This is a genomic window from Cupriavidus sp. 94F1 (genome assembly GCF_057798875.1).
In genome coordinates, this window is record NZ_JBYOJT010000015.1 from 23,579 (window position 1) to 48,775 (window position 25,197).

The window sequence follows — 25,197 nt, forward strand, 5'->3', positions numbered from 1 at the left end:
CGTCACACCGGCGGCACGCAGAAACGGGTACGCCCGTGCTGCCTGGCGGCGCCCCTGCCTGTCCAAGCGGCCATGAGTGACGTAACATCACTGGAACCAATGCGCCGCCCGGCGGCACTCAGTAGATGCCGGGGCGCGCATTGCCCCACGCATTCCGCACGCAATCCGCGATACCCCGCAAGGAGCCCAGGGTGAGCATGCCCGATTTCGACATGGTGCTATTTGGAGGCACCGGCGACCTGGCGCGGCGCAAGCTGCTGCCGTCCCTTTTTGACGCCCATCGCTGTGGCGTGCTGCATCCGTCGGCGCGCATCCTGGCCACCGGCAGCCATCCGCAGACCACCGAGCAGTACAAGGCCATGCTGGAAGACACCGTGCGCCCGGGCCTGGAACACGCGCCGCCCGAGGCCTGGGCATCGTTCCTGGACCGCATCTGCTATGTGCAGGCCGACGCGCGCCAGCCGGCCCACTTCGACGCGCTGGCCGAGAAAGTGCTGGCCCGCAAGCCCGAAGTGGTGGTGTGCTACCTGGCCACGGCGCCGCACATCTTCGTCCCCATCTGCGAGCAACTGGCCCGCACCGGGCTGAACACGCCCAACGTGCGCGTGGTGCTGGAGAAGCCGCTCGGCCATGACCTGGAGTCGTCCGAGGCCATCAACGCGGCCGTGGCGCAGTACTTTGCCGAGGACCAGATCTACCGGATCGATCACTACCTGGGCAAGGAATCGGTCCAGAACCTGATGGCCATCCGTTTCGGCAACGCGCTGTTCGAGCCGCTGTGGCGCCGCGAATGGGTGCAGGACGTGCAGATCACCATCGCCGAGGAACTGGGCGTGGAAACGCGCGGCGACTTCTACGACCGCACTGGCGCGTTGCGCGACATGGTGCAGAACCACCTGCTGCAACTGCTGTGCATGGTGGCGATGGAGCCGCCGGCCAGCCTCAGCGAGGACGCCATCCGCGACGAGAAGATCAAGATCCTGAAGGCGCTCAAGCCGATCCAGCCGGCCGACGTGGCCGAGAAGACCGTGCGCGGCCAGTACCGCTCGGGCGCCATCGCCGGCAAGCCGGTGGTGGGCTATCTGGAAGAGCAGGGCATTGCCCCCGACAGCCGCACCGAGACCTTCGTCGCCATCAAGGCCGAGATCGCCAACTGGCGCTGGGAAGGAGTGCCGTTCTACCTGCGCACGGGCAAGCGCATGCAGTCGCGCGTGGCCGAGATCGTGGTGCATTTCCGCGACGTGCCGCACGCCATCTTCCCCAAGCCGCTGGGTTTGTCGCCGCAGAACCGGCTGGTGATCCGGCTGCAGCCCGAGGAAAGCATCCGCCTGTATTTCCTGGTCAAGCAGGCCGGCGACACGCTGGAACTGACGCCTACCTCGCTCGATCTGGACTTTGCCAACTCGTTCAAGGCGCGCCGCGCCGGCGCCTACGAGCGCCTGCTGCTGGACGTGATCCGCGGCCGGCTGGGTTTGTTCGTGCGGCGCGACGAGCAGGTGCAGGCGTGGCGCTGGGTCGAGCCGATCATCGATACCTGGGAAGCCAGCACCGTGCCGCCCAAGCAGTACACGGCCGGCACCTGGGGCCCGGCGGCGTCCACCGCGCTGATGTCGCGCGACGGCGCGCTCTGGCACGAGGAAGTCTGACGCCTCTCCCGGCCCCAGCCCCACCCACCCGTTGACCGACAAGGAGCCCGCGCCATGCGCCAGTTCGAACATGCCACGCTGATGGACCAGGCCGAGTCGCTGGCGATCTCGGTCAGCCATGCACTGGACCTCGTCATCAAGGCCAGGGGCTGGGCCGTGCTGGCGGTGTCGGGCGGAACATCGCCGGTGCCGATGTTCGAACGGCTGCGCTATCGCCCGATCCGCTGGGAAGCCGTGACGGTCACGCTGGTGGACGAACGCGCGGTGCCGCCAGATCATCCCGACAGCAACGGCGCGCTGGTGCGCCGCCACCTGCTGCGCGAAGGGGCGGGCGTGGCGGGCTGGGTGCCGCTGATCCGCGACGAGGCCGAGGCCGCCGCGCCGCTGCAGGCGGTGCAGCGGCTCAATGCATCGTTCCAGCAGCCCGATGTGGTGGTGCTGGGCATGGGCGAGGACGGCCATACCGCGTCGCTGTTTCCCGACGCGCCCGAGCTGCAGACCGCGCTGTCGGAGCCCGATCCGCGTTACCTGGTCACGCATCCGACGCTGGCGCCCCACGCGCGCGTGACGCTGAACCTGGCCGCGCTGCTGGCGGCCGAGCGCACGTTCCTGGCGATCACCGGCGAAAAGAAGAACGCCGTGCTGGAGCGCGCGCTGCAGGCCCCTACGCCGGCGCTGCCGGTGAGCGTGGTGCTGGCGCGCTACCGGCGCGGTGTCGATATCTTCCGGACCGAGGCGCAATGACGCGCCATCCCGCAACCCTGTCTACTCCATGACCTATCCGCGCCTGCTTGCCGACGTCGGTGGCACCAATGTCCGCTTCGCCCTGGAATCCGCGCCGATGCGCATCGGCGAGGTCACGGCCTACAAGGTGGCCGACCATGCATCGCTGGAAGCGGCGATGCGCCTGTATCTGTCGACGCTGGCGCACGGCGAGCGGCCCGGCCACGCGGCCATCGGCCTGGCCAACCCGGTGACCGGCGACCACGTCAAGCTGACCAATCACAACTGGGCGTTCTCGATCGAGGCCATGCGCCAGGCGCTGGGCCTGGACACGCTGGTGGCCATCAACGACTTCACCGCGCTGGCGCTGGCGCTGCCGTACCTGCCTGCGGCCGATCTGGTGCAGGTGCGCCCGGGCAGCGCCGTGGCCACTGCGCCGCGCGCGCTGCTCGGGCCGGGTACCGGCCTGGGGGTGTCCGGGCTGGTGCCGGCCCCCGGCGGCGGTGCCGTGGCGCTGGCCGGCGAGGGCGGCCATATCGAAGTGATGCCCGCCACCGATGACGAACGGATTGCCTGGCGCGCGGCGCATGACCAGCTTGGCCGGGTGTCGGCCGAGCGGCTGTTGTCGGGCATGGGCCTGTCGCACATCCACGCCGCCTTGTCCGCAGAAATGGGTACGCTTCTGGCCGAACCGCTGACGCCGGCGCAGGTCACGGAGGGCGCCCTGAAGCAGAACGACCCGCTATGCCGCCGCGCGTTCGATGCCTTCTGCGGCCTGCTGGGCTCGGTGGCCGGCGACGTCGCGCTGGTGCTGGGGGCGCGTGGCGGCGTGTATATCGGCGGCGGCATCGTGCCGCGCTTTGTCGATGCCTTCCGCGCGTCGCCGTTCAACGCGCGCTTTGTCGACAAGGGCCGCATGGGCCAGTACCTGGCCGATATCCCGGTCTACGTGATCGTGGCCGAATTCCCGGCGCTGCCCGGGCTGGCCCGTGCCCTGGCAGACCGGCTCGAAGGCGATATGCGCCACGCCCAATCCTGAATCCCGACGAACATGCGTGTATTGCTGGTGGAAGACGACGCCATGATTGGCGAAAGCGTGAAGGTGGCGCTGCGCCAGGAGGGCTTCACGGTGGACTGGGTGACCGATGGCGACGCGGGGCTCGACGCCGCGTCCGACCAGCACGGCCCACGCGCCGATGGCGGCTACGACCTGGTGCTGCTGGACCTGGGCCTGCCGCGCCGTTCGGGGCTCGACGTCCTGAAGACACTGCGGGCGCGCAATGTCCGCACGCCTGTGCTGATCGTCACGGCGCGCGACGCCGTGGCCGACCGCGTGGCCGGCCTGAACGCTGGGGCCGACGACTACGTGATCAAGCCGTTCGACCTGCAGGAACTGGTGGCGCGCATGCATGCGATGGCGCGCCGCGCCGAAGGGCGGGCCGAACCGGTGCTGCGCTATGGCGACATCGTACTGAACCCGGCCACGCGCGAAGCCACGCAGGGCGGCACGCCGGTGCGGCTGTCGGCGCGCGAGTACGCGCTGCTGTCGGCGCTGATGGCCCGGCCCGGCAAGGTCTGGTCGGTGCCGCAACTGCAGGAACGGCTCTACGGCTGGGATGACGAGGTGGGCAGCAACACGGTGGAGGTCTATATCCACGCGCTGCGGCGCAAGTTCGGCGCGGCATTGATCCGCAACATCCGGGGCGTCGGGTACCTGATGCCGCAACTGGACGGCCGGGACGGCGCGGAAGGCGCCCCCCGCGCGGAAGGAACGCCGGACTGATGCGATCGATTCAACGTACGCTGCTGTGGTGGCTGGCGGCCGGCCTGGCGGCCGGCATCGCCGTGGCCACGGGGCTCATCTACGGCCAGGCCCGGCAGGAAGCCAACGCGCTATTCGACTACCAGATGAAGCAGGTGGCCGCCGCGCTGCCGAGCCAGTTCAGTGCGCCGGTGGCGCCGCCGTTCGCGCCCGACAGCGCCACCGGGGCCGACCTGCTGCACGCCGACGAGGACGTGGTGATCCATATCTGGGATGGCTCCGGGCGCAGCCTCTACCTGTCGCATTCGCACCCGGCGTTGCCCCAGCGCGCGGAGCTGGGCTTTACCGATGCCCGTACGGAATCGGGCGAATGGCGGATCTATAGCGTGCAGTTGGGGCCGGCGGTGGTGCAGATTGCGCAGCCGCTCAGCGCACGGCGCACGCTGGCCGCGCATATGGCGCTGCGCACCGTGGCGCCGCTGCTGCTGCTGTTGCCGCTGCTGGCGTGGCTGGTGTGGATGGCCGTGGGACGCGGATTGCGGCCGCTGCGCGAGATTGCCGCCGAAGTGCGGGCGCGCGATGCCAACACGCTGGCGCCGCTGGCCGTGCGCGACATGCCCGATGAAATCGCCCCGCTGTCCGATGCGCTGAACCAGCTGCTGGCGCGGCTGGCTCACGCCATCGACACCCAGCGCGCGTTTGTGGCCGATGCCGCGCATGCGCTGCGCACGCCGCTGACTGCCCTGCAGCTGCAGGCCCAGCTGGTGGAGCGCGCGCCCAGCGCCGAGGCCCGGCAGGCGGCGATGGGACAGTTGCGTCAGGGGCTGGAGCGGCTGACGCACCTGGTGGCCCAGTTGCTGACGCTGGCCCGGCAGGAACCGGGCGCCGCGCCGCCGCCGCATGAGCCCGTGGACCTGCGGGCGCTGGCGGGCGATGTGGTGGCCGAGATGTCGCAGGCGGCCATCGACCGCGATATCGACCTGGGGCTGGAGGACAACAGCGCCAGCGGGCCCGTCATGATCCGGGGCGATGCCGATGCGCTGCGCATCCTGCTGACCAATCTGGTGGACAACGCGCTGCACTACATCCCGCGTGGCGGCCGCATCGACGTGGACGTCACGCACACCGCGCGCGGCGTGGAGCTGGTGGTGACCGACAACGGCCCGGGGATCGCGGCCGACGAGCGCGCCCGCGTGTTCGACCGCTTCTATCGCGTACCCGATGCGCCGACGGGCGGCAGCGGGCTGGGACTGGCCATCGTTGACGAAGTGGCGCAATCCCATGGCGCGCGCGTGGCGCTGGAAGACGCGGCGCCGGGCTTGCGCGTGCGCGTGGTCTTCCCGGCCGTGGGCTAGTTCACGGGCGCCACCAGCGGCTCGCCGGCAAAGTGCCGACGGGCGTTCTCGATGAACTGGGTCACCGACGCCAGCACTGCCTCGGGCGACCAGCCGGCCACGTGCGGCGTCAGCACGACGTTCGGGCAATCGAACAGTTCGACCGGCGGCTTCGGCTCGCTTTCATAGACATCCAGGCCCGCGCCGCCGACTTCGCCGGCGCGCAGCGCATCGGCCAGCGCCGCCGTGTTCACCACGCTGCCGCGGGCAATGTTGACCAGGTAGCCCGACGGACCCAGCGCGCGCAGCACCGGGGTATCGACCAGATGGCGCGTCTCGGCGCCGCCGGGCGTGGCGATGACCAGATAGTCGGCCCACTCGGCCAGCGCCATCACATCGGCAAAGTACCGGAACGGCGCGTCGGCGCGCGGACGGCGGTTGTGATAGCCGATTTCCAGGTCGAAGCCCTCGCCACGCTGCGCAATGCGGCGGCCGATGGTGCCCAGGCCCACGATGCCCAGCCGCTTGCCGGACAGGTTCGGCGGCAGCGGAATCGCGTTGCGCCAGACGCCGTCGCGCGTGGCGCGGTCCAGTGCCGGCACGCGGCGCACGGTGGCCAGCAGCAGGGCCATGGCGTGATCGGCCACGCAACTGTCGTTGGTGCCCGCGCCATTGCCCACGGCAATGCCACGCGCGCGGCAGGCGGCGATATCGATGTTCTCGTAGCCGGCGCCCAGTGCACAGACCAGTTCGAGCCTGGGCATCGCGTCGATTTCGGCGGCCGTGATGCCGGTGGTGCCGTTGCTCAGCACGGCGCGGAACGTGCCGCCGGCACTGGCGACGGCCTCGGTGCGCTGGGCCGCGCTGGGTGCGTAGACAACGTCGTATTGCTGGGAAACAATGGCGAGATGGTCCGGTTCGAGCTGGACCAGGACGAGCAGGGCGGGCTTCATGCGTGACAGCGGGACGAGGAGGTGTTGTTGTTGGAGGTCGGCCAGGCCGACGCCACATTCTATGCCCGCGTGGGCCGGCCTGCTCGGGACCGCGTGGCGGTTCTGGGCGATTATCAGAGGCCAGCCCACCGTGTGGCGGCGTACGCAGAAACGGGTACGCTCCACGATTTTTCGCTGGGGCAATCACGCAGAAATGGGTACGCTTTGGGCGTGTTGGTGATTGACCTGCCCGCCCTCTCCCCCAACCCCTCTCCCGCGTGGCGGGAGAGGGGAGCAAACCGTTGGAGACCGTGATGCCCGCGGTGTTTTCCGGGGGAGAGGGCAGCCGCATCCACCGCCCATCACGCCAATTTTTCACCCCCAATGCCGTCGGAGACCTTTATGCCCGCGGTGTTCTCCCCTCTCCTACCAGCGGGAGAGGGGCCGGGGGAGAGGGCAAACGCATCCACACCACTACGCCAATCTTCCACACGCATGCGACTGCCCATTCCCAACACCTGGCGATACCACGCGCTGCTCGGCGCGGCCGGCATGCTCGTGCTCGGGCCGCTGGGCGGCATCGCGGCGGCCTATATGAACCTGTCGCTCGGCTTCTTCGTGGGCGGGCAGGTGCTGGCGGGCATCCTCGGTTCGGCAGTCACCGCCGGCTACGGCGCGGCGGGCCGGCACGGTGCCAACTACATCCAGACCGCGGCCGCGTCGGTGGCCGGCATGGGCGGCATGGTGGTGGTGATTCAGGCCATGGGTTGGATGGGGATGACGCAGCCGCCGTGGTGGCAGCTGATCGGCTACATGCTCTGCATCGGCATGTATGGCGTGGGTGTGGGCATGCTCTACACGCCGTTGCTGGTCGATCGGATGCAGCTCACGTTCCCGTCGGGGCTGGCGGTGGCCAATATCCTGCGCGCTTTGACCGACCCCGTGCTGCTGCGCCGGTCGATCACGCGGCTGGCCGGCGGAATGGGGCTGGGGATGCTGGCTAGCGTAGGCGCCGCGCGCATCGCATGGCTCGGTGCCATCGACCTGTCCGCGTCAACGTTCGGCGCGGGCATGATCGTTGGCGCGCGCATCGGCATCGCCGCGCTGGCGGGTGGCGCGGCCGGGTGGGCACTGACGCCGTATTTCGTGTCGATCGGCTGGCTCGCGCCCGGTGATCCTTATCGAAAAATCACGTTCCTGTTTGCGCTGGGCATGATCATGGGCGCGGCGGCGGTCGATGTGCTGCGGTTGCTGGCGACGGCGTGGCAGCGGACCCGACAGCCGGCGAGCAGGGCGCCGGACGCCCCGGGCCATGCGCCGGCGCTGCCGCAACGCTGGATCGTGGCGTGGGTCGTGGCCTGGGGGCTGGCGGTCGTGGCGGCGGGCGCCGCGTGGTTCGGCCAGCCGGTGGGCTACCAGCTGATGGCCGTGCTGCTGGTGCTGATCTTCGCGCTGGTCAACGGCATTTCGGTCGGCATGGTCGATCAGAATCCGATCTCGTCGGCGTTTGTGCTGACGGTGATCCTGATGGCGGCCGTGGGCCTGCGCCAGCCGCATATCGGCCTGATCGCGGCCACGGTGCTGCTGGTGTCCACGGCGCAAGCCTGCGACATGCAGCAGGACCGGTCCACGGGCTGGCGCCTGGGCACCGACCGCATGGTGCAGTTCGGCTATCAGGTGGCTGGTGTCGTCGCCGGCGCGATCCTGGCGGTGTGGCTGGCGCGGCTGTTCATGGACGCCTATCCGGTGCTGCGGCTCGACCAGACCGTGCTGCCGGCCGATCAGCAGCCCGCCCGGTGGACATCGGCAATGACCTACAAGATCGTCGGCGCGCTGCGCAGCATGACCGACGACCGGCCCTACCAGCGGCTGGCCGTATGGATCGGCCTGGGCATCGGGCTGGTCACGCAGCTTCTGCGCAAGGCCATCTTCGCGTCGGCGCGCTACCGGCGCTTTGCCGATCAGAGCCGCACGGGCCGCGCGTGCGATTTCGTGCTCGATGCGGTAATCCTGCCGTCGCCCTACGCATCGTCGTTCGGCGGTTTCGTCAACCTGCCGGCCGCCGCCTGGATGGCCGTCGGGGGCATGGTCTCCAGCCTGGTGGCAAGCCGCGAGCGCCCGGTTTCCCGGGATGCCGCCATGCCCGACGACATGAGCACCACGTCGCTGATCGGCGGCGGCCTTATCGCCGGCGACGCGCTGGCCGCGCTCGGGTTCGGCGTTGCGGGGTTGCTGGGGGTGGTGGGGTAGGTGGCGTGCCTCAAATCACCGCCATCGACGCATTGGGCGGCTTGCGCGCCAGCAGGCCGGACAGCTTTTTGAGGGCCATCGACAATTGCGTGCGTTCGGCCACGCCGCCCAGCGAGATGCGGATGGCGTTGGGCGGGGTGGCGCCATCGTAGAACACGTCCGATGCGGTGACGCGCAGCGATTCGTCCTGCGCCGCGCGGCTGAAGCCGGCCGATGACCAGTAGCTGGGCAAGGGATGCCAGACGTGGATGCCGGATGGCGCGTACGGGCCGCTGGCCGCCAGCCATTGCCGGGCGATCTGCTGCCGCGCGGCGGCTTCGGTGCGGATGCCGGCCAGTAGGTCGGCCGCCGAGCCGTCGCGAATCCATTGCGTGGCCAGTGCCGTGGCAATGGGGGATGCCATCAGCGTGATCGCGCGCAGCGCGGCCAGGATCGATTCCTGCAGATCGCGGTCGGGTGCCACGACGTAGGCGGTGCGCAGGCCTGGGCTCAGGCACTTGGCCAGCGTGGCGATGTAGACCGTCTGCGCCGGGGCGATGGCCGCCAGTGGCGGCGGGGCGTCGGGCGTGAGCAGCCAGTAGGGGTCGTCCTCGACGATCAGCACGCCGCGCTGCCGGGCCACGCGCGCAATCTCGTGGCGGCGTGCCGCGGGCATCGTGTGCGTGGTGGGGTTCTGCAGCGTCGGGTTCAGGTAGATCAGCTGCACATTGCCGGTGCTGCAGGCGGCGTCCAGCGCGTCGGGGCGCATGCCGTCGTCGTCGGTGGCGATGGGCACCACGTGGCGCCCCAGTTCGGCGGCCGCGCCGCGTACACCCGGATAGATCAGCGGCTCGGCGGCAATCGCCGCACCCGGCGTGGTCCGGCACAGCATCAGCGCCGCCAGTGCCGACTGTGCGCCCGGACTGGCGATGACGCGATCGGGCGGGACATCGCCCAGCATCGGCGCCAGCCACTGGGCGCCGGCCACGCGGTCGGGCAGCGTGCCGCCGCCGAGCTGGTAGGTCATCAGCAGGTTCGCATCGGCGCGCAGCGTGACCTGCGCCAGGCCGCGCCGGAGCATGTCGGCGAAATCGATGCCTTCCGGCGGCGGCGGCACGTTCATGCTCAGGTCCACGGCCTGGGCCAGTTCAAACGCCGGCGCCGCAATAAAAGTGCCGAGCGATCCACGCGGCTCCACCAGCCCGCGCCGTCGGGCCTCGGCCAGTGCCCGGGTCACAGTGGTCAGATCCACGCCAAGGAGCGCCGCCAGTTCGCGCTGCGGCGGCAGGCGGTCGCCGGGGGCCAGCACGCCATCGGCCATTGCGCGTTCCAGGAACCCGGCGATCTGGACGTAACGCGGGCCGCCTGCAGCGGCGAAGGCGCCGATCCAGCCGGGTTTGTCTTCCAGGTTCGAAGGCATCGACGGATTTGTTGTACGCAAGACAAGCCTCATCTTGTATGGGTGTTGTCTGACCTTAGCATGCCGCGCAACTCAGGCAAATCCATACAAATACCGGGATGTTGTCTGGGCCACCCCGCCTGTGCCCCTGTAAGAAGGTGTTGAAATGCGTGAACAACCGGCCGACCCCAGACCTCCGCGTCGGCGCCCCCCATCCCTGCGTGCCCCCCGTGCATGGCTATATGCCATCACACCCCTGATCCTGACCGGCTGTTCGTGGGACCTGCTGAACCCCAGCGGGTCGATCGGCGTGCAGACGCGCAACCTGATCGTGCTGGCCACGGCGCTGATGCTGCTGGTGGTGATCCCCGTGATCATCCTGACGCTTGTCTTTGCCTGGCGCTATCGCGAGACGAACACCAAGGCCGAGTACGCGCCGCGCTGGTCGCATTCCACGAAGATCGAAGTGGTCGTATGGGGCATCCCGTGCGTGATCGTGGCGCTGCTCGGCGTCATCATCTGGGACACCACCCACAAGCTCGATCCGTTCCGGCCGCTGGAATCGAAGGTGACGCCGGTGGAAGTGGATGTCGTCGCGCTCGACTGGAAATGGCTGTTTATCTATCCGCAGTACGGCGTGGCGTCGCTGAACGAGCTGCCCATCCCGGTGGGTACGCCAATCAATTTCCGCATCACGGCCGAGTCCACGATGAACGCGCTGTTCATCCCGCGCCTGGGCAGCATGGTCTATGCGATGGCCGGCATGCAGACGAAGCTGCATCTGATCGCCGACGAAACCGGCGTGTTCGATGGCCGGTCGGCCGCCTATAGCGGGTCTGGCTTCTCCGACATGCACTTCCGCACCGTGGCCACGTCGCGCGCCGACTTCGACGCGTGGATCGAACGCGCCCGCGCCTCTGGCAACACGCTCGACGCGGCCACCTACCGCAAGCTGGAACAGCCCAGCAGCAAGGACGCCGTCACGGTGTACGCCAAGGTCGAGCCGCGCCTATTCCAGGGCGTGGTGGACCAGTACATGGCCAGCAATGGCGACATCTGCCGCGCCGACAGCCCGGTGACCCTCGGCGCCATTGCCGGCGTCAACATGCCGCCGCTCCCGGCGCAGCAGACGACCCTGGAGCGCTAATCATCATGTTCGGAAAACTCTCTCTCGACGCCATCCCCCTGCACGAGCCCATCATCATGGGCACGCTGGTCGTGGTGATGCTTGGCGGCGCGGCCCTGCTGGGCGCCATCACCTACTACAACAAGTGGAACTATCTGTGGCGCGAGTGGATCTGCTCGGTCGATCACAAGCGCATTGGCGTGATGTACATCATCCTGGCGCTGGTCATGCTGCTGCGCGGCTTTGCCGACGCCATCATGATGCGCACCCAGCAGGCCATTGCAGTGGGCGAGGCGGTCGGCTACCTGCCGCCGCACCACTACGACCAGATCTTCACCGCGCACGGCGTGATCATGATCTTCTTCGTGGCCACGCCGTTCATCCTGGGCCTGATGAACGTGATCGTGCCGCTGCAGATTGGCGCGCGCGACGTGGCCTATCCGTTCGTCAATTCGCTGAGCTTCTGGATGTCGGCGATGGGCGCGGTGCTGGTCATGATGTCGATGTTCGTCGGCGACTTCGCCGCCACGGGCTGGGTCGCGTATCCGCCGCTGAGCGGGCTGGGGTATAGCCCGACGGTCGGGGTGGACTACTACATCTGGTCATTGCAGATATCGGGGCTGGGCACCACGCTGACCGGCATCAACTTCATCGTGACGATCCTGCGCATGCGCGCGCCGGGCCTGAACCTGATGAAAATGCCCGTGTTCACGTGGACGGCGCTGATCACCAACATCCTGATCGTCGCCATCTTCCCGGTGCTGACCGCCACGCTGGCGCTGCTGGCCGCCGACCGCTACCTGGACATGCACTTCTTCACCAGCGAGCTTGGCGGCAACGCCATGATGTACGTGAACCTGATCTGGATCTGGGGCCACCCCGAGGTCTACGTGCTGATCCTTCCTTGCTTCGGCGCGTTCTCGGAGATCATCTCCACGTTCTCGCGCAAGCCGCTGTTCGGGTACACGTCGATGGTCTACGCCACGTCGTCGATCGGCGTGCTGTCGTTCTTCGTCTGGCTGCACCACTTCTTCACGATGGGCTCGGGTGCCAGCGTCAACGCGTTCTTCGGCATCATGACGTCGATCATCTCGATTCCCACCGGCGTGAAGCTGTTCAACTGGCTGTTCACGATGTACCGGGGGCGCATCCGCTTCCACTCGTCCACGCTGTGGACCATCGGCTTCATGGTGACGTTTGCCGTGGGCGGCATGACTGGCGTGCTGCTGGCGGTGCCGGGCGCCGACTTCGTGCTGCACAACAGCCTGTTCCTGATTGCCCACTTCCACAACGTGATCATCGGCGGCGTGGTGTTCGGCTGCCTGGCCGCGATGACGTTCTGGTTCCCGAAGGTGTTCGGCTTCATGCTGAACGAGTTCTGGGGCAAGGTCGCGTTCTGGTGCTGGCTGGTCGGCTTCTACCTGGCCTTCATGCCGCTGTACGCGCTGGGCCTGCAGGGCATGACGCGCCGCATGAACCACTACAACAACCCCGACTGGCAGCCGTACCTGATCGTGGCGCTGGTGGGCGCCGTGGTCATCGGCTGCGGCATCCTGGCCATCCTGTGGCAGCTGTTCGTCAGCGTGCGCGACCGCAAGCAGAACATGGACGTGACCGGCGACCCATGGGACGGCCGCAGCCTGGAATGGGCCACGGCTTCGCCGGCGCCGTTCTACAACTTCGCGCACGTGCCGCGGATCACGTCGCTGGAGCAGCACTGGGACAACAAGCAAGCTGGCAAGGCCTACGTGCCGCCCACGCAGTACGAGGACATCCACATGCCGCGCAACACGGCCACCGGCTTCCTGGTGTCGGTGTTCGGGCTGGTGCTGTGCTTCGCGCTGGTCTGGCACATCTGGTGGCTGGCCGGCTTTGGCCTGGCCGCGATGATCTTCACGTTCATCGCCCGCGCCTATGACCGCGACGTGGACTACTACGTGCCGGCCGCCGAAGTGGAGCGCATCGAGCGCGCCCGCTTTGCGCTGCTGGGCGCGCAGCCCGCCGCGAACCTGACAGGGGCCAACTGATCATGACCATCACCACCCTGAAACTGCGGGGCGACGCCGCCGCACTGCCGCCCGGCGCAGCGCCGGACGCCCACGCGCACGCGCACGACGCCGCCCACGACCACGCCCATCACGCCCACCAGACGGAATCCACCCTCAAGCTGGGGTTCTGGATCTACCTGATGAGCGATTGCCTGATCTTCGCGTCGCTGTTTGCCACGTTCGGCGTGCTGCTAAACGGCACGGCGGGCGGCCCCACGGGCCGCGAACTGTTCGACCTGCGCTTCGTGCTGGGCGAGACCATGCTGCTGCTGACCAGCAGCCTGACTTTCGGCGTGGCGATGGTGAAGCTGCACGAAGGCCGCGACGGCCAGGGCAACCCGCAGGCCGTGATCCGCTGGCTGGTACTGACCTTCGCGCTGGGCGCGGCCTTCGTCTGCATGGAGGTCTACGAATTCCGCGAACTGCTGCACGAAGGCGCGGGCCCGAACCGCAGCGCCTACCTGTCGGCGTTCTTCATGCTGGTGGGCACGCACGGCCTGCACGTCAGCGCCGGGCTGCTGTGGATCATCGTGATGGTCAACCAGGTGCAGGTGTTCGGGCTCGACGCCGTGGTGCGCCGCCGCCTGGCCTGCCTGAGCCTGTTCTGGCATTTCCTGGACCTGGTGTGGATCTTCGTGTTCACGGTCGTCTATCTGCGGGAGTTCCTCTGATGTCCCATCCACAACACGCCCACGCCCACGGCAGCCTGCGCAGCAATCTGATCGGCTATGCGCTGTCGCTGGTGCTGACCTTCCTGTCGTTCGGTGCGGTGATGGGCCGGGTGCTGCCGCCGCGCGCGGGCCTGGCGCTGATCGTGGCGCTGTGCGTCACCCAGTTGCTGGTGCAGCTGGTGTTCTTCCTGCACCTGGGGCCGCGCAAGGGCCAGCGCGGCAACACGGCGATCTTCGCGTGCACGGTGTTCCTGATCGCCATTGTCGTGTCGGGATCGCTATGGGTCATGCACAACGCCAACCTGAACATGATGCCGATGCAGTCCGTGCCAGCCGGGGCCGGCGCGGGCCGTTGAGGCATCTGTAGCCGGACTCGGGCTGGGGCCGGTTTCTTGACAGGACAGACGTGCCCTGCGCACGGTCTGTCCTTTTTTGCGTTCCGCGTCAGCCGGGGCGGCGGCGCAGCGGCGCATCGGCCGGATCAGGCCGGCGGAGCGCCTTCCTTGAACAGGGTCTTGAGCTGCGAACGCAGCTCGGGGGTGTCCTGGTGCTGATGCACCTGGACGGCGTGCTGCACCGCGGCTTCCAGCAGTTCGTCCTCGGTGTCGGCGCTCAGTGCGACCGTACAGTTGGTATCACTGGGATAGTCGCGGCAATCAATGTATTTGCGTCCCATGGCAGGCCTCCTGGCGCGCATGGAGGGCGCGCCTGATCCAGTATAGGGCGCGGGGTGATTGCGCGGACGCCTGCAGCCATCGGCAAATCGGGCTACCCTGTCGGCCTTCAACCTGTTTGTCCCCTACCCGCCCACTGGAAGAAAGCCATGACTCAATCACTCCGGATCGACTTTGTCTCGGATATCGCCTGCCCGTGGTGCGCCATCGGGCTGTCGTCGCTGATGCAGGCCGTCGAGCGCACGCGCGACGTGGTGGATGCCGAGGTCGTCATGCACCCGTTCGAGCTCAATCCGCAGATGGGGCCGGAAGGCGAGCCGGTGCTGGACTACATCGCCCGCAAGTACGGCCGTACGCCGGAACAGATCGCCGAGACCCAGAAGATGATCCGCGAGCGCGGCGCCAGCGTGGGCTTCACGTTCGGCCCGCGCAACTTCATCTACAACACGTTCGATGCCCACCGCCTGCTGCAGTGGGCGGCCACGCAGGGCAAGCAGCTGCCGCTGAAGCAGGCGCTGCTGCAGGCCTATCACGGCGACAGCAAGGACCCGAGCAACCACGACGTGCTGATCGAGGCCGTGCAGTCGGTGGGCCTGGACCCCGCCGAGGCCCGCAAGGTGCTGGACAGCGATGCCTATGCCGACGAAGTCCGTGACGAGGAGCGCGAATACCAGGGCATGGGCATCCAGTCGGTGCCGTCGGTGATCTTCAACAACCGCTACCTGGTGACGGGCGGCCAGCCCGTCGAGGCGTTCGAGCAGGCCATCCGCGAGATCGCCAGGGAAGCCAGCGAGAAGAGCACCCAGGGCGGCTGAGCCCGATCCTCAGAAGTGGTGGCGCATGCCGATCATCGCGCCCACCCGCGTACTGCGGCTGACATCGGTCACCGGGGTGCCGGCCCAGTATTCGGTCTCGCGCCCCACGGTGCCGCCGCGCGCATGCACGACATCGGTCTCCAGGTACACGCTGGTGCGCTTGGAGAACGCATAGTCGGCCACGAAGGCCACGCTGTCGGCATTGCCGCCACCCAGGTGCACCGGCGTGTCCTGGAACTGCGTGGTCACGTCGCCTGACTGCTGGTAGCGGTAGTAGGCGCCAGACAGGTGCAGCGCCTGCGTCGCCTGGTATCCCAGCCCGACGAACGAGATGTTGTAGCGCGCACCGCTGGCCGATTCGCGCCGACCCATGTGGCCGGCGTAGCCCGTGGCCTTGCCGATCGTGTAAGAGCCGCCCACCGAATAGTTGCGCACCGTATTGCTGCCGTCGTCGCTGCGGCGCTGATCATAGGCCACGCCCAGCGCCAGCGGCCCCTGGCTGTACTTCACGCCGCCACCGAGCGTGGTGCCATGGTTCATGCTGCCCGGCTGCTCGCCGGCGCCGTAGTCCAGCTGCACCGAAAACGGCCCCACCGTACGCTGGTAGACCACGCTGTTGTTGATGCGGTAGTCCTGGAAGAAGATGTCGCCGCCGATGTAGAGCGGATCGGACCAGAAATTTCCCCAGCCCTGGTCCAGCGGATCGAAGGCCCAGCCGATGTTGTTCAGCGCGTTGTACTGCCGGCCGAACGTAAGGCTGCCCCAGTCGCCGCTCAGGCCCACCCAGGCCTGGCGGCCAAAGAAGCTGTTGTAGGCCGCCTGGCCGGTATCGCTGCCGAAGCCCGATTCGAGCTGGAAGATTGCATGATTGCCGCCGCCAAGGTCTTCGGAGCCCTTCAGGCCGAAACGGCTGCCCACCATGCCGCCCGATACCAGCGCCACCTGATCGTGATGGTGGGCGTCGATATTCGACGTATAGCGCACCGCCGAGCTGACGACGCCATACAGGGTCACGCCGGGGTCGGCGTATGCAACACAAGGCAACAGCCCGGCCGCTAGCAGCCAAAGGCTGGCTGGTTTCTTCACGAATTGTCCTCCGGAATACGGATCCGCCCGGCGCGCGCGAGCGTCGGGAAGAGTCGGTTCAGGCAACTACCTGAGGGGGTCCAGTCCCGCGCGGCAGCCCTTCTGGCGAAGGCGCACGGGGCGTTATCCGGGTTGCGGCCGCCAGATGCTGCCAGCGGCGCAGGGCCCGGATCGAGGGTCGAAGTCAGAAGGCGAATGCTGCGGGCAAGGCGCAGGCAAGCCAGGGGCGGGCGCAAGGCCCTGAGAAATATCCGATTTCCGCCGCACCACTTCGACAATGGCGATGGCCGGTGTGCCTGAAAGGCATCAAACGGCCGAGCCCGTAGCGACGGAAGGGCCGTAGTTTACAGCATGGCGCGTTGACGGCTCAAATGTAGCGTTTGCGGCATATCATCGATCAGGCCGGGCGCGCGGCATCGCGGGGGCTTGCCGAAGATCCATCGCGGATTTTCGAAATCCTTCCATGTCGGATCTGCCGCCGCCCCGGTAGCCTTTGCGTCGAAGGCCCCTTTGGCCTTTGGCATCGCGGTCTGACCCCTCGACCGCGTATCCCGTTCCCACCCCCAGGCCGGTCCGTCGCGGCTCGGGGGTTTTTTTCGAGTGGCCGCTTTCTTTTAAGAAATCGGCTATCCCTTGAGCCCATGCTCGATCGCGTAGTCGAACAACTCGGCCTCGTTCTTCACGCCAATCTTGCGCATGGCACTGTGTTTCTGCGTGCTGACGGTGTTGATGCTGCGGTTCAGGTGGCGGGCAATGTCCGAGGTGGTCATGCCGCCTACATAGAGCCGCAGCACCTCGATCTCGCGCGGACTGAGCCGGCCGATGGCAAGGGCTTCCGGGCTTGCCGTGCCGAGCTTGGCCAGTGCCTGCCTGACCGATGGACTCAAATGCTCGCGACCCTGGAAGGCGGCAATGACGGCATTGGACAGCTCCTGCATGCCGTCGCGCTTGTTCAGCAACGACAGCGCCCCGGCCTTGCGCATGCAGCCGAGCAGGGCGGGATTCTCCAGCATGGTCAGCACCACGATCCGCACCTTCGGAAACCGCGTGCGAATGGAATGCAGCAGTGCAAGTCCGTCCGGCGCATTTTCACAGGGCATCGAGAAATCGGTTATCAGCACATCGCATTCGATGCGTGCCAGCTTTTCCAGCAGCATTTGCGGATTGGCCGCTTCGGCCACCACACGGAAGCCAAGCCGCTTGCCCAGCATTTCGCGCAGGCCGAACACAATGAACGGATGATCGTCAGCCAGCATGACGCGAATGGTGGTCATAGTGCGATTCCCCGGAATGTCCCGGTGTGATTTGGCCTGGCGACAACGCGCCATCCGCCAATTGCATGGAGTGGCCGGCTACTGCTAGCGCCGATATATCGCCGCAAGTATTCGATCTCTCAGATCGCGACTTTCAAGTCTCGGCGTGCGAGGCCACTGCCCAGACAGCGCAAATTAGAGCGTAGATTTTCTGCATCCCGTGCAGGATGGAAAAACTTCCATTTCCGTTTCCCGCTGAATCGGATCGCCCGATCCGTGCGCCATATCCAGAAATGGCTGACTGCGAAAAGGCAATCTGACGAGTCTGCTGAATAGACAGATATCCGCCTATGGAACTAACTCGAATTTGGCGCAGTGCAGTGGCATTTGGCCGAATTTCGTCGAATTACGATCTATCTTCTGCGCCTTGCACTTTGAGCAAGGCCCGCACGACGACATTGTTTTCCGCGCAATACCGAACTTTAGGAATTCTGCGATTACGCAGCGAAGCCGTCTTCCATACGATCCGAAGCGAGGAATCGCAAAAAGGCGTTCTGGCGAATACGCCAGAAGGTCATGGACGCGGCAACCACCACACCAGTGCGCCCGCGGTCCCGAATCCCGGAAACGAGACATCGCAGAGCTTGCCTGCCGGGCATCGCCATGGCGATGCCGACCGCAATGCCTGCGCTCTCATCCGTCACCGCGCCGCGCGGGACGGATGCCGTGCAATCAATTTTTAGGATCAGTCCATGAACAAGAATCGGTATCGTCGCGTATTCAGCAAGCGTCTCGGCATGCTGGTGGCCGTTGCGGAGAACGTGAAGAGCCAGGGCAAGCGCCCGGGCGAGGGGGGTGGCGACGCGAATGGTGCCCAGTTTGGCGTGGTATCCGCGATGACCTCCATCGCGCTGGCCATGCTGATTCTGGAGTCCGGCCCGGCCTTCGCACAGGCCCTGCCGACCAACGGCAACGTGGTGGCCGGCCAGGGCACGATTTCCCAGCCGAACGGCAACACCATGCATATCGATCAGGGCAGCCAGCGCACCGTGATCGACTGGAACACCTTCAACATCGGCAAGGGCAACACCGTCCAGTTCAACCAGCCCAACGCCCAGGCGCAGGCGCTCAACCGCGTGACCGGCGGGGTGCCGTCCAACATCCAGGGTTCCCTGCTGGCCAACGGCCAGGTGCTGATCCAGAACGCCAACGGCGTGCTGTTCGGCCGGGGCGCGGTGGTCAACGTGGGCTCGCTGCTGGCCACTACCAAGTCCATCGATGCCAACGCCTTCATGGCGGGCAACCCGCTGGCGCTGAGCGCAACGGGCAAGCAGGCAGGGGTCATCAACGAGGGCGACATCAACGCCGCCGGCTTTGTCACGCTGATCGGCGATCAGGTTCGCAATAGCGGTTCGATCAATGCCGGTGCTGGCGGGCAGGTCGTGCTGGCGGCTGGCGACAGCGCCACGTTCGCGCTGAACAACGGCCAGGGCATCTCGGTAACGCTGACTAACGCCACCGCCAATGCGCTGGTGGAAAACAGCGGCAACATCCGCGCGCAGGACGGCACGGTGCTGTTGACCGCGCGCGGCAAGGACACGCTGCTCAAGACGGTGGTGAACCTGAGCGGCGTGGTGCGCGCCGGCACGGTGGTGGCAGATGCGGGCAAAACCGGCGACGTGACGATGACCGGCGCCATTGATGCGTCCAGCACGGCGGCAGGCGGCAAGGGCGGCACCGTGGTGCTGTCCGGGGACCGTGTGGGCCTGTTCGGCAATGCATCGATCGATGTGAAGGGCGACGCAGCGGGCGGCAAGGTGGTGCTGGGCGGCGACAGCCTGGGCAAGCTGGCCGGCACGGACGCGGCCAGGCTGCTGCAGGACGGCGTGGCGTTCGCCAACTTCACGCAGGTGGATAGCGGCGCGCGCGTTGACGCTGGCGCGCTCAATGGCGATGGCGGTTTCGTTGAAACGTCGGGCCACAAGCTCAACGTGCAAGGCACGGTAACCGCTGCGGCACCGAACGGCAAATCCGGCCACTGGCTGATCGACCCGACCGACATCACGATCGGCACGGGTGCCGATGCCGGCTATAACGGCAACCTGTCCGGCGGTTTCGACGCGGGCACCAACAACACGGCAACGGTCCGCAACACCTCGATCAACAACGCGCTGAACAACGGTACGGACGTCACGATCACCACCGCCAGTTCGGGCACGGCTACCGGAAATATCACGCAGCAAGGCGGTGCGGATAGCCCCGCCGCAGACGTGGTCCAGCGCGTGCTGCAAAGCGCGGTATCGCGGCTGGGCGCCGTGCCGGCAACGTTGGCCGAAGTGGATCAGTGGTCCGACAGCCTCACCAACGCCCTGCGCCAAGGCGGATTCCCGGTTGGCCAGGTATTGCTGACCGATCAGAACTGGCGCGCAGCCCAGCAAGGCAATCCCCTGGTGTTCACGGCCTTCCCGGGCCGCATCCATGACGTCCAGATCGAGAACCAGTCGCGCGTCAAGGACGAACGACTGCATCGCCTGATCACGAAAGCCCTGTGTGGGAGCGAATCGCTGGACAGCGTGTGTCTGTTGCAGACCAGCCGTCTGGAGCGCGCCACGCAGTTGCTGCAGGACGTGCCCGGCGTCGCGATTGCCGCCGCGCCGCAGTTTTCTCCGGGTGGGGGCCCCGGCGATATCAATGTGCGCTTCAGCATCGCGCAGCGGGGCGATCCGATCACCGGCGATGTCTTTATCGACAACAAGGGTATCGAGTCGACAGGCCTGTACCGTCTCGGCGTCACTGCAGCGGCTAACAATTTCTTTGGTTTGGGCGAGGCCTACGCGCTGACTTTGACCGGCACCGAAAAGAAGATGTGGACCGGGTCGCTGACGGGCAGCGTTCCCATCCTTGACGATGGCTTGCGTGTCACGGGCGGCTTTACCCGCCAGCAATACACGATCAATGCCGTGACGCAGGTCGTAGGCGTAGCCAACACTTTGCAGGCCGGGCTGCAATATCCCATTACGCGTGGCCTCGATGCCAATATCTGGGCCGGTGCGTCATATCTCCATAGCCGCACGAATACTGATTACAAGAACCAGTATGTGGCGCACAGCACGTTGAATGCGCTGCGGCTTTCGCTCCAGGCGAACAATGGCGACCGCGCGCAGCAATTGCGCAGCGATATCTGGAGTGGCGAACTGGCGCTGACGGTCGGCCATCAGAGCAACGACGTGCCTTTCTACAATACCGTCACGCAGGTGGTCGGCGTCTACGGAAAATTCACAACGACCGGCTTCGGAAAATACGGGCTGAATCGCAGTGGCGATCTGTTTCTGACCGGCCAGATCAATGGTCAACTGGCCAGCAAGAACCTGGACCCAAGCGAAAAGCTTGGCGTCGGCGGCCCCAATGCAGTCCGTGCCTATCGCGCCGACGAAGGGTCGTTTGACGATGGCGTGGTGCTGAACGCCGGTCTCTACCAACGCATTCCGGTGGCAGCTGGCCACCAGGTCCAATTCGGCATTTTCTCGGATTTCGCCATCGGCCGCGTCAACCACAACCCCTGGGGCGGCTGGGAATCGACCTATATCGGCATGTCCGACGTCAGCAATCGTCGGATTCTCTCTGGATATGGCCTGGGAATCGACTGGTTGACGCCGATAGGCGCCACGGTTTCCGCATCCGTTTCCAAGGCATACGGATTCTCTTCGACGTCCTGGGTAGACCCTGGCAAGAAACCCTTGCAGTACTGGTTATCGGTGACATGGAGCAAATAAATCCGTGACGCGGCTGGCGTGTGTCCGAAAAACCGGAACGATTGTCCCTCTACAGGAAAATGATCATGACAAAACCTTCGATCTTCAGCATTAACAAGTTCGAATATCTCTGCTATCGCCGCGAACACGAAAAAGCGGGTCGCGAACTGGTGGCCTTGCTGGGTCGCATCGACAACCATTACGGCATCCTGATGGATATCGACGAATGGGCGCAGTCGGGCGAAGCGCGCGACATCATGGACGACCATCTGCTGACGCGGCTGACGTCGGCCATCAGCAGCCTGGCCACCGACCCGGAATTCCGGATTACCGATCACGGCGGCGCGCTGCTGCTGCAATACCAGCGATGGCTGGCGGCGATGTTTGCGGCCAGCCCGTTCCGCAATGCGGATCATGTCTTGCGTACGCTCGGTCTGGATGAGGAGGCGCGCTATTCGCTACAGTTGCGGACATCGGATCTGCGCAAGTTCCAGCTGTTCTATCTGCCGGAGTCGGAGGTCCGGCTCGATTGGGATGCGCTTTGGGAGCACAACAAGGTGGTGACGGCCGGGCTGGCAATGGCGATGATGTCGTCGCGCTTCCTGGCCACGCCTTCGGCCCATTCCAAGCGCGAGCTGCTGCTACGCTGGCTGCCGGAACGCCTGGACCAGATCGACAGCGTCGACATGTTGCCGATGGGCGTGATGCACGATGTCTACATGCATTGCAGCTACGCCGACATCGCGAGCAAGCACGACATCAAGAAGCCCATCAACACCTTGATCCGGCGCAAATTGGCAACGCTTGGGATGTTCGATGTCGAACGCCCCGCCGCCGTGGCGGCCAACGGCAAACCTGTGTTGCTGGTGGTGCTGGAGTGGTTCTCGAAGAACCACTCGATCTACCGCACCCACTCGCAGACCATGGTGGCCATGCGCGACCGCTTCCACCTGGTGGGCATGGGCTACGGCGACCGTGTGGACGATGCGGGCCGGGAGGTTTTCCACGAGTTCATCACGATCGAGGGCAACAGCGTCTGGGACCATGCGCGGCACATTCGCGACACGAGCGAGAAGTACCAGGCGCAGGTGATGTACATGCCCAGCGTCGGCATGTTCCCCATCACCATGGTGCTGGGCTGCCTGCGCGTGGCGCCGCTGCAGATGATGGCGCTGGGCCACCCGGCCACGACCCACGGCCATGCGATGGACTACGTGGTGGTGGAAGAAGACTACCTGGGCGATGAATCGTGTTTCAGCGAAAAATTGCTGAAACTACCATCCGATGGCATGCCTTACCGGCCGCCGGCCGCCATGCTTGAACTTGAGTTGCCGACGAAGACGCCGTCAACGTCCGACGTGGTCAAGATCGCCGTCGCAGGCACCACGATCAAGCTCAATCCCGGCTTCCTTGAAACCTGCGCGACGATTGCACGCAAGTCCAAGGTGCCTGTGCAGTTCCACTTCCTGGTGGGCCAGGCCAGCGGGCTGGTCTTCCCGCAGGTGCGCAACCTGGTGCGGCGCATCGTCGGTGAAGACGCTGTGGTGTACAAGCACCAGAACTATCACAGCTACATGAAGGTGATTGCAGATTGCGACATGTTCTTGAACCCGTTCCCGTTTGGTAACACCAATGGCATTGTCGATACAGTCTGGGCCGGCCTGGTCGGGGTGTGCAAGACTGGGCGGGAAGTCCACGAACATATCGACGAGGGGATGTTCCATCGGCTTGGCTTTCCGGAGTGGACCATCGCCAAAACGAAGGAAGCGTATGTCGATGCGGCGCTGCGCATGATCGAAGACAAGGAAGAGCGTGATGCACTGACCGCGCAGCTGGCAGGCCCACAGGCGATCGAGAAGCTGATCTTCAAGGGCCGGCCGGAGATTCTTGGCGAACGGATCGAGGAAATCTGGAGCCAGAAGCTGCCCGCCGGCGAGGCGCAAGCATCATGAACCCGTCGATCAAGGCGGTCCTGCGCCGGGCGCATGACCCGTGTTTCGTTCAGCACTACTTCGCCGGTGTTGGCCTCGATATCGGCGTTCGCGAATCGGACCTTGCCTCAAGCAGCAGCCTGTTCCCGCGGGTGGTGCGCGTGGTGCCGTGGCACGGCGATGTCGCTGCAGTGCCTGGCGTCGAAGAGCGCGCGTTCGATTTCGTCCATGCCGGCCAATGCCTGCAAAACGTGGCCAATCCGACCAAAACCGTGGCGCGCTGGCTGGACCTGGTGAAGCCGGGTGGCTATCTGGTGCTGACCGTCCCCGATGAGGATCTGGAGGAACAGGGCAAGTGGCCAAGCCAGATCGATCCGTCGCGCCGCGCAAGCTTTACGGTCTGCAAGCCGGCCAGTGCACTGCCGGCGTCGGTCAATATGCTGGATGTGGTGCGGTCGGTCGCTGCGGTGGCAGCCTGCGAACGCATCGCAGTGGTCCGCGATCACCATGTCGACAACAGTGGCACGGAGGGTGCGGCCGGCGGGCCGCTGGCCGAACGGGCGATTGAAGTCGTGCTGCGCAAGCGGCAGGTTCCCACACCCGATGAATTCTTCCTGGTGGCCGGACGCGCCCAGAACGCACAAGCCTGCCTGCGCGAGTGCCTGGGCGCGGTGCGGACCTATCCCTATCGTTTCGACGTCACGCAACGGGCGGCGATGATGCTGCAGCGCTGGCATCTCGATGACGAGGTGGAGGCACTATGGGAGCAGGCTGTCGAACGGCTGCCGGACGAATGGAATCCGAAGCTGTACCAGTTCCTGTTCATGATTTCGCGCGGAAAGATCCATGAGGGATTCGCGCTGCGCGCCGAGCGCGTCCGGAGCTGGCCGTGGCAACGCCGCACCACGGCCGAGCCGCCGAAGCACATCGCGGAATGGACGGGCCAGCCGCTGCTCGGCAAGTCCATCGCGATCTGGAGCGAGTTCGGGCTTGGCGACGAGATCTTCTTCCTCCGTTTTGCGCGGATGCTGCGCGATCAGTCCGGTGCTGCAACCGTGACGGTGGTGTGCCAGAAGCCGCTGGTGGCGCTGTTCGAGGCGTCGGGCGAGGCGGACGCCGTGGTGGCGGTCGATCAGACGGCCACGTTGCCGGCGCATGACTACTGGGTCTATCCGCACGACATCCCAGCCTTCTTGCCGGTGGAGCTCGACGTCCTGCCCGATTCGGTGCCTTACCTGCGGATACCGCCCGGATTGCCGAAGTTCGCCCTCGCGGGCCGGGGCGGCGCGCTCAAGGTCGGCATCGCGTTCAAGGGGGCGCCCAATCACGAGAACGACAGGTTCCGGTCGTTGCCATCGCTCTCGGTGCTCGATCCGCTGTTTGCCCATCGCGACATCGAGTTCTACAGCCTGCAGAAAGGCCAGGGCGCCGACGAGGCCGCCGCCTGGGCGGCGCGCCTGCCCAACTTCCACGATGTCGGCGCCACGTTGCAAAGCATGATGGACACGGCGCGGGCCATTGACGCGCTGGACGTCGTGCTGACAGTGGACACTTCGGTTGCCCACGTTGCCGGCGCGATGGGCAAGCCGGTGTGGCTGCTGCTGCCCGCCTATGCGGACTGGCGCTGGCACCTGGTGCGCGAGGATAGCCCGTGGTATCCCACGATGCGGCTGTTCCGGAATCAGGGTGCGGGTGGCTGGAGCGAGGTGGTGACACGCGTCAACGGCCATCTGCTCGGGCTGGCTGCCGCGCACGCGGAACAGTCCGGCGAACCATCGGGCGAACCTTCGGGCGCGCTGTCTGGTCAGGAGTGAAT

At 66.1% G+C, this 25,197-nt stretch carries 19 protein-coding genes; 14 read left to right on the plus strand and 5 right to left on the minus strand.

Translation table 11 applies throughout. The features are described 5' to 3' along the window. Positions 1-197 precede the first annotated feature (197 nt). The 5 genes from zwf to AC3FJ6_RS25040 are packed head-to-tail and all read left to right on the plus strand — an operon-like array spanning position 198 to position 5,486. A complete protein-coding gene (gene zwf / locus AC3FJ6_RS25020) occupies positions 198-1,646 on the plus strand; it encodes a glucose-6-phosphate dehydrogenase (protein ID WP_488774174.1) in 1,449 nt (482 codons plus the stop codon). A 54-nt stretch (positions 1,647-1,700) separates the two neighbouring features. Then, positions 1,701-2,390: a 6-phosphogluconolactonase gene (gene pgl / locus AC3FJ6_RS25025; RefSeq protein WP_488774175.1), complete on the plus strand. Its 690-nt coding sequence runs from the start codon at positions 1,701-1,703 to the stop codon at positions 2,388-2,390. Between the two features lie 28 nt (positions 2,391-2,418). Then, positions 2,419-3,408 (plus strand): glucokinase, encoded by a 990-nt coding sequence (locus AC3FJ6_RS25030; protein WP_488774176.1) that lies wholly within the window; start codon positions 2,419-2,421, stop codon positions 3,406-3,408. A gap of 12 nt (positions 3,409-3,420) precedes the next feature. Then, complete coding sequence (locus tag AC3FJ6_RS25035; RefSeq protein WP_488774177.1) at positions 3,421-4,152, plus strand: response regulator transcription factor; 732 nt, start codon at positions 3,421-3,423, stop codon at positions 4,150-4,152. Further along, positions 4,152-5,486, plus strand: a complete 1,335-nt coding sequence (locus tag AC3FJ6_RS25040; RefSeq protein WP_488774178.1) for a sensor histidine kinase — start codon at positions 4,152-4,154, stop codon at positions 5,484-5,486. Before AC3FJ6_RS25035 ends, AC3FJ6_RS25040 begins: the two co-directional genes overlap by 1 nt. On the opposite strand, the gene AC3FJ6_RS25045 is transcribed toward AC3FJ6_RS25040, so the two are convergent. Next, the gene (locus tag AC3FJ6_RS25045; protein WP_488774179.1) at positions 5,483-6,418 is read right to left on the minus strand and encodes a 2-hydroxyacid dehydrogenase; all 936 of its coding nucleotides are present in this window, start codon (positions 6,416-6,418) and stop codon (positions 5,483-5,485) included. The genes AC3FJ6_RS25040 and AC3FJ6_RS25045 overlap by 4 nt on opposite strands. 474 nt (positions 6,419-6,892) lie before the next feature. Between AC3FJ6_RS25045 and AC3FJ6_RS25050 the strand changes: the two genes are divergently transcribed. Beyond that, on the plus strand, positions 6,893-8,647 hold the full coding sequence (locus tag AC3FJ6_RS25050) for an OPT/YSL family transporter (protein WP_488774180.1): 1,755 nt from the start codon (positions 6,893-6,895) through the stop codon (positions 8,645-8,647). A 10-nt stretch (positions 8,648-8,657) separates the two neighbouring features. Here AC3FJ6_RS25050 and AC3FJ6_RS25055 read toward each other — a convergent pair whose 3' ends face one another. Continuing rightward, positions 8,658-10,046, minus strand: a complete 1,389-nt coding sequence (locus tag AC3FJ6_RS25055) for an aminotransferase-like domain-containing protein (RefSeq protein WP_488774229.1) — start codon at positions 10,044-10,046, stop codon at positions 8,658-8,660. A 145-nt stretch (positions 10,047-10,191) separates the two neighbouring features. Here AC3FJ6_RS25055 and cyoA point away from each other — a divergent pair, with 145 nt between their 5' ends. The 4 genes from cyoA to cyoD are packed head-to-tail and all read left to right on the plus strand — an operon-like array spanning position 10,192 to position 14,226. Beyond that, positions 10,192-11,172 (plus strand): ubiquinol oxidase subunit II, encoded by a 981-nt coding sequence (gene cyoA / locus AC3FJ6_RS25060; protein ID WP_488774181.1) that lies wholly within the window; start codon positions 10,192-10,194, stop codon positions 11,170-11,172. 5 nt (positions 11,173-11,177) lie between these two features. Next, on the plus strand, positions 11,178-13,178 hold the full coding sequence (gene cyoB, locus AC3FJ6_RS25065; RefSeq protein ID WP_488774182.1) for a cytochrome o ubiquinol oxidase subunit I: 2,001 nt from the start codon (positions 11,178-11,180) through the stop codon (positions 13,176-13,178). 2 nt (positions 13,179-13,180) lie between these two features. Further along, complete coding sequence (gene cyoC / locus AC3FJ6_RS25070) at positions 13,181-13,870, plus strand: cytochrome o ubiquinol oxidase subunit III (protein WP_488774183.1); 690 nt, start codon at positions 13,181-13,183, stop codon at positions 13,868-13,870. Then, complete coding sequence (cyoD, locus tag AC3FJ6_RS25075) at positions 13,870-14,226, plus strand: cytochrome o ubiquinol oxidase subunit IV (RefSeq protein WP_488774184.1); 357 nt, start codon at positions 13,870-13,872, stop codon at positions 14,224-14,226. Before cyoC ends, cyoD begins: the two co-directional genes overlap by 1 nt. Positions 14,227-14,351: 125 nt before the next feature. Here the strand turns inward: cyoD and AC3FJ6_RS25080 are convergent, their stop codons facing one another. After that, on the minus strand, positions 14,352-14,546 hold the full coding sequence (locus AC3FJ6_RS25080; RefSeq protein WP_029051378.1) for a DUF1059 domain-containing protein: 195 nt from the start codon (positions 14,544-14,546) through the stop codon (positions 14,352-14,354). Between the two features lie 147 nt (positions 14,547-14,693). Between AC3FJ6_RS25080 and AC3FJ6_RS25085 the strand changes: the two genes are divergently transcribed. After that, positions 14,694-15,359 carry a DsbA family oxidoreductase gene (locus AC3FJ6_RS25085; RefSeq protein ID WP_488774185.1) on the plus strand — a complete coding sequence of 222 codons (666 nt, stop codon included), beginning with the start codon at positions 14,694-14,696 and terminating at the stop codon, positions 15,357-15,359. Positions 15,360-15,368: 9 nt separating this feature from the next. On the opposite strand, the gene AC3FJ6_RS25090 is transcribed toward AC3FJ6_RS25085, so the two are convergent. Both AC3FJ6_RS25090 and AC3FJ6_RS25095 read right to left on the minus strand, forming a co-directional pair. Then, the gene (locus tag AC3FJ6_RS25090) at positions 15,369-16,445 is read right to left on the minus strand and encodes a porin (RefSeq protein ID WP_488774186.1); all 1,077 of its coding nucleotides are present in this window, start codon (positions 16,443-16,445) and stop codon (positions 15,369-15,371) included. 626 nt (positions 16,446-17,071) lie between these two features. Then, positions 17,072-17,719 carry a response regulator gene (locus AC3FJ6_RS25095; RefSeq protein ID WP_488774187.1) on the minus strand — a complete coding sequence of 216 codons (648 nt, stop codon included), beginning with the start codon at positions 17,717-17,719 and terminating at the stop codon, positions 17,072-17,074. Positions 17,720-18,450: 731 nt separating this feature from the next. Here AC3FJ6_RS25095 and AC3FJ6_RS25100 point away from each other — a divergent pair. From AC3FJ6_RS25100 to AC3FJ6_RS25110, 3 genes are read left to right on the plus strand one after another with little or no spacing between them, the layout of a single operon-like run. Next, positions 18,451-21,471, plus strand: coding sequence for a two-partner secretion domain-containing protein (locus tag AC3FJ6_RS25100; protein ID WP_488774188.1), 3,021 nt, complete (start codon positions 18,451-18,453; stop codon positions 21,469-21,471). Between the two features lie 59 nt (positions 21,472-21,530). Then, positions 21,531-23,402: a peptide transporter gene (locus AC3FJ6_RS25105; RefSeq protein ID WP_488774189.1), complete on the plus strand. Its 1,872-nt coding sequence runs from the start codon at positions 21,531-21,533 to the stop codon at positions 23,400-23,402. Further along, on the plus strand, positions 23,399-25,195 hold the full coding sequence (locus AC3FJ6_RS25110) for a methyltransferase domain-containing protein (protein WP_488774190.1): 1,797 nt from the start codon (positions 23,399-23,401) through the stop codon (positions 25,193-25,195). The genes AC3FJ6_RS25105 and AC3FJ6_RS25110 overlap by 4 nt, the downstream gene beginning before the upstream one ends. Positions 25,196-25,197 lie beyond the last annotated feature (2 nt).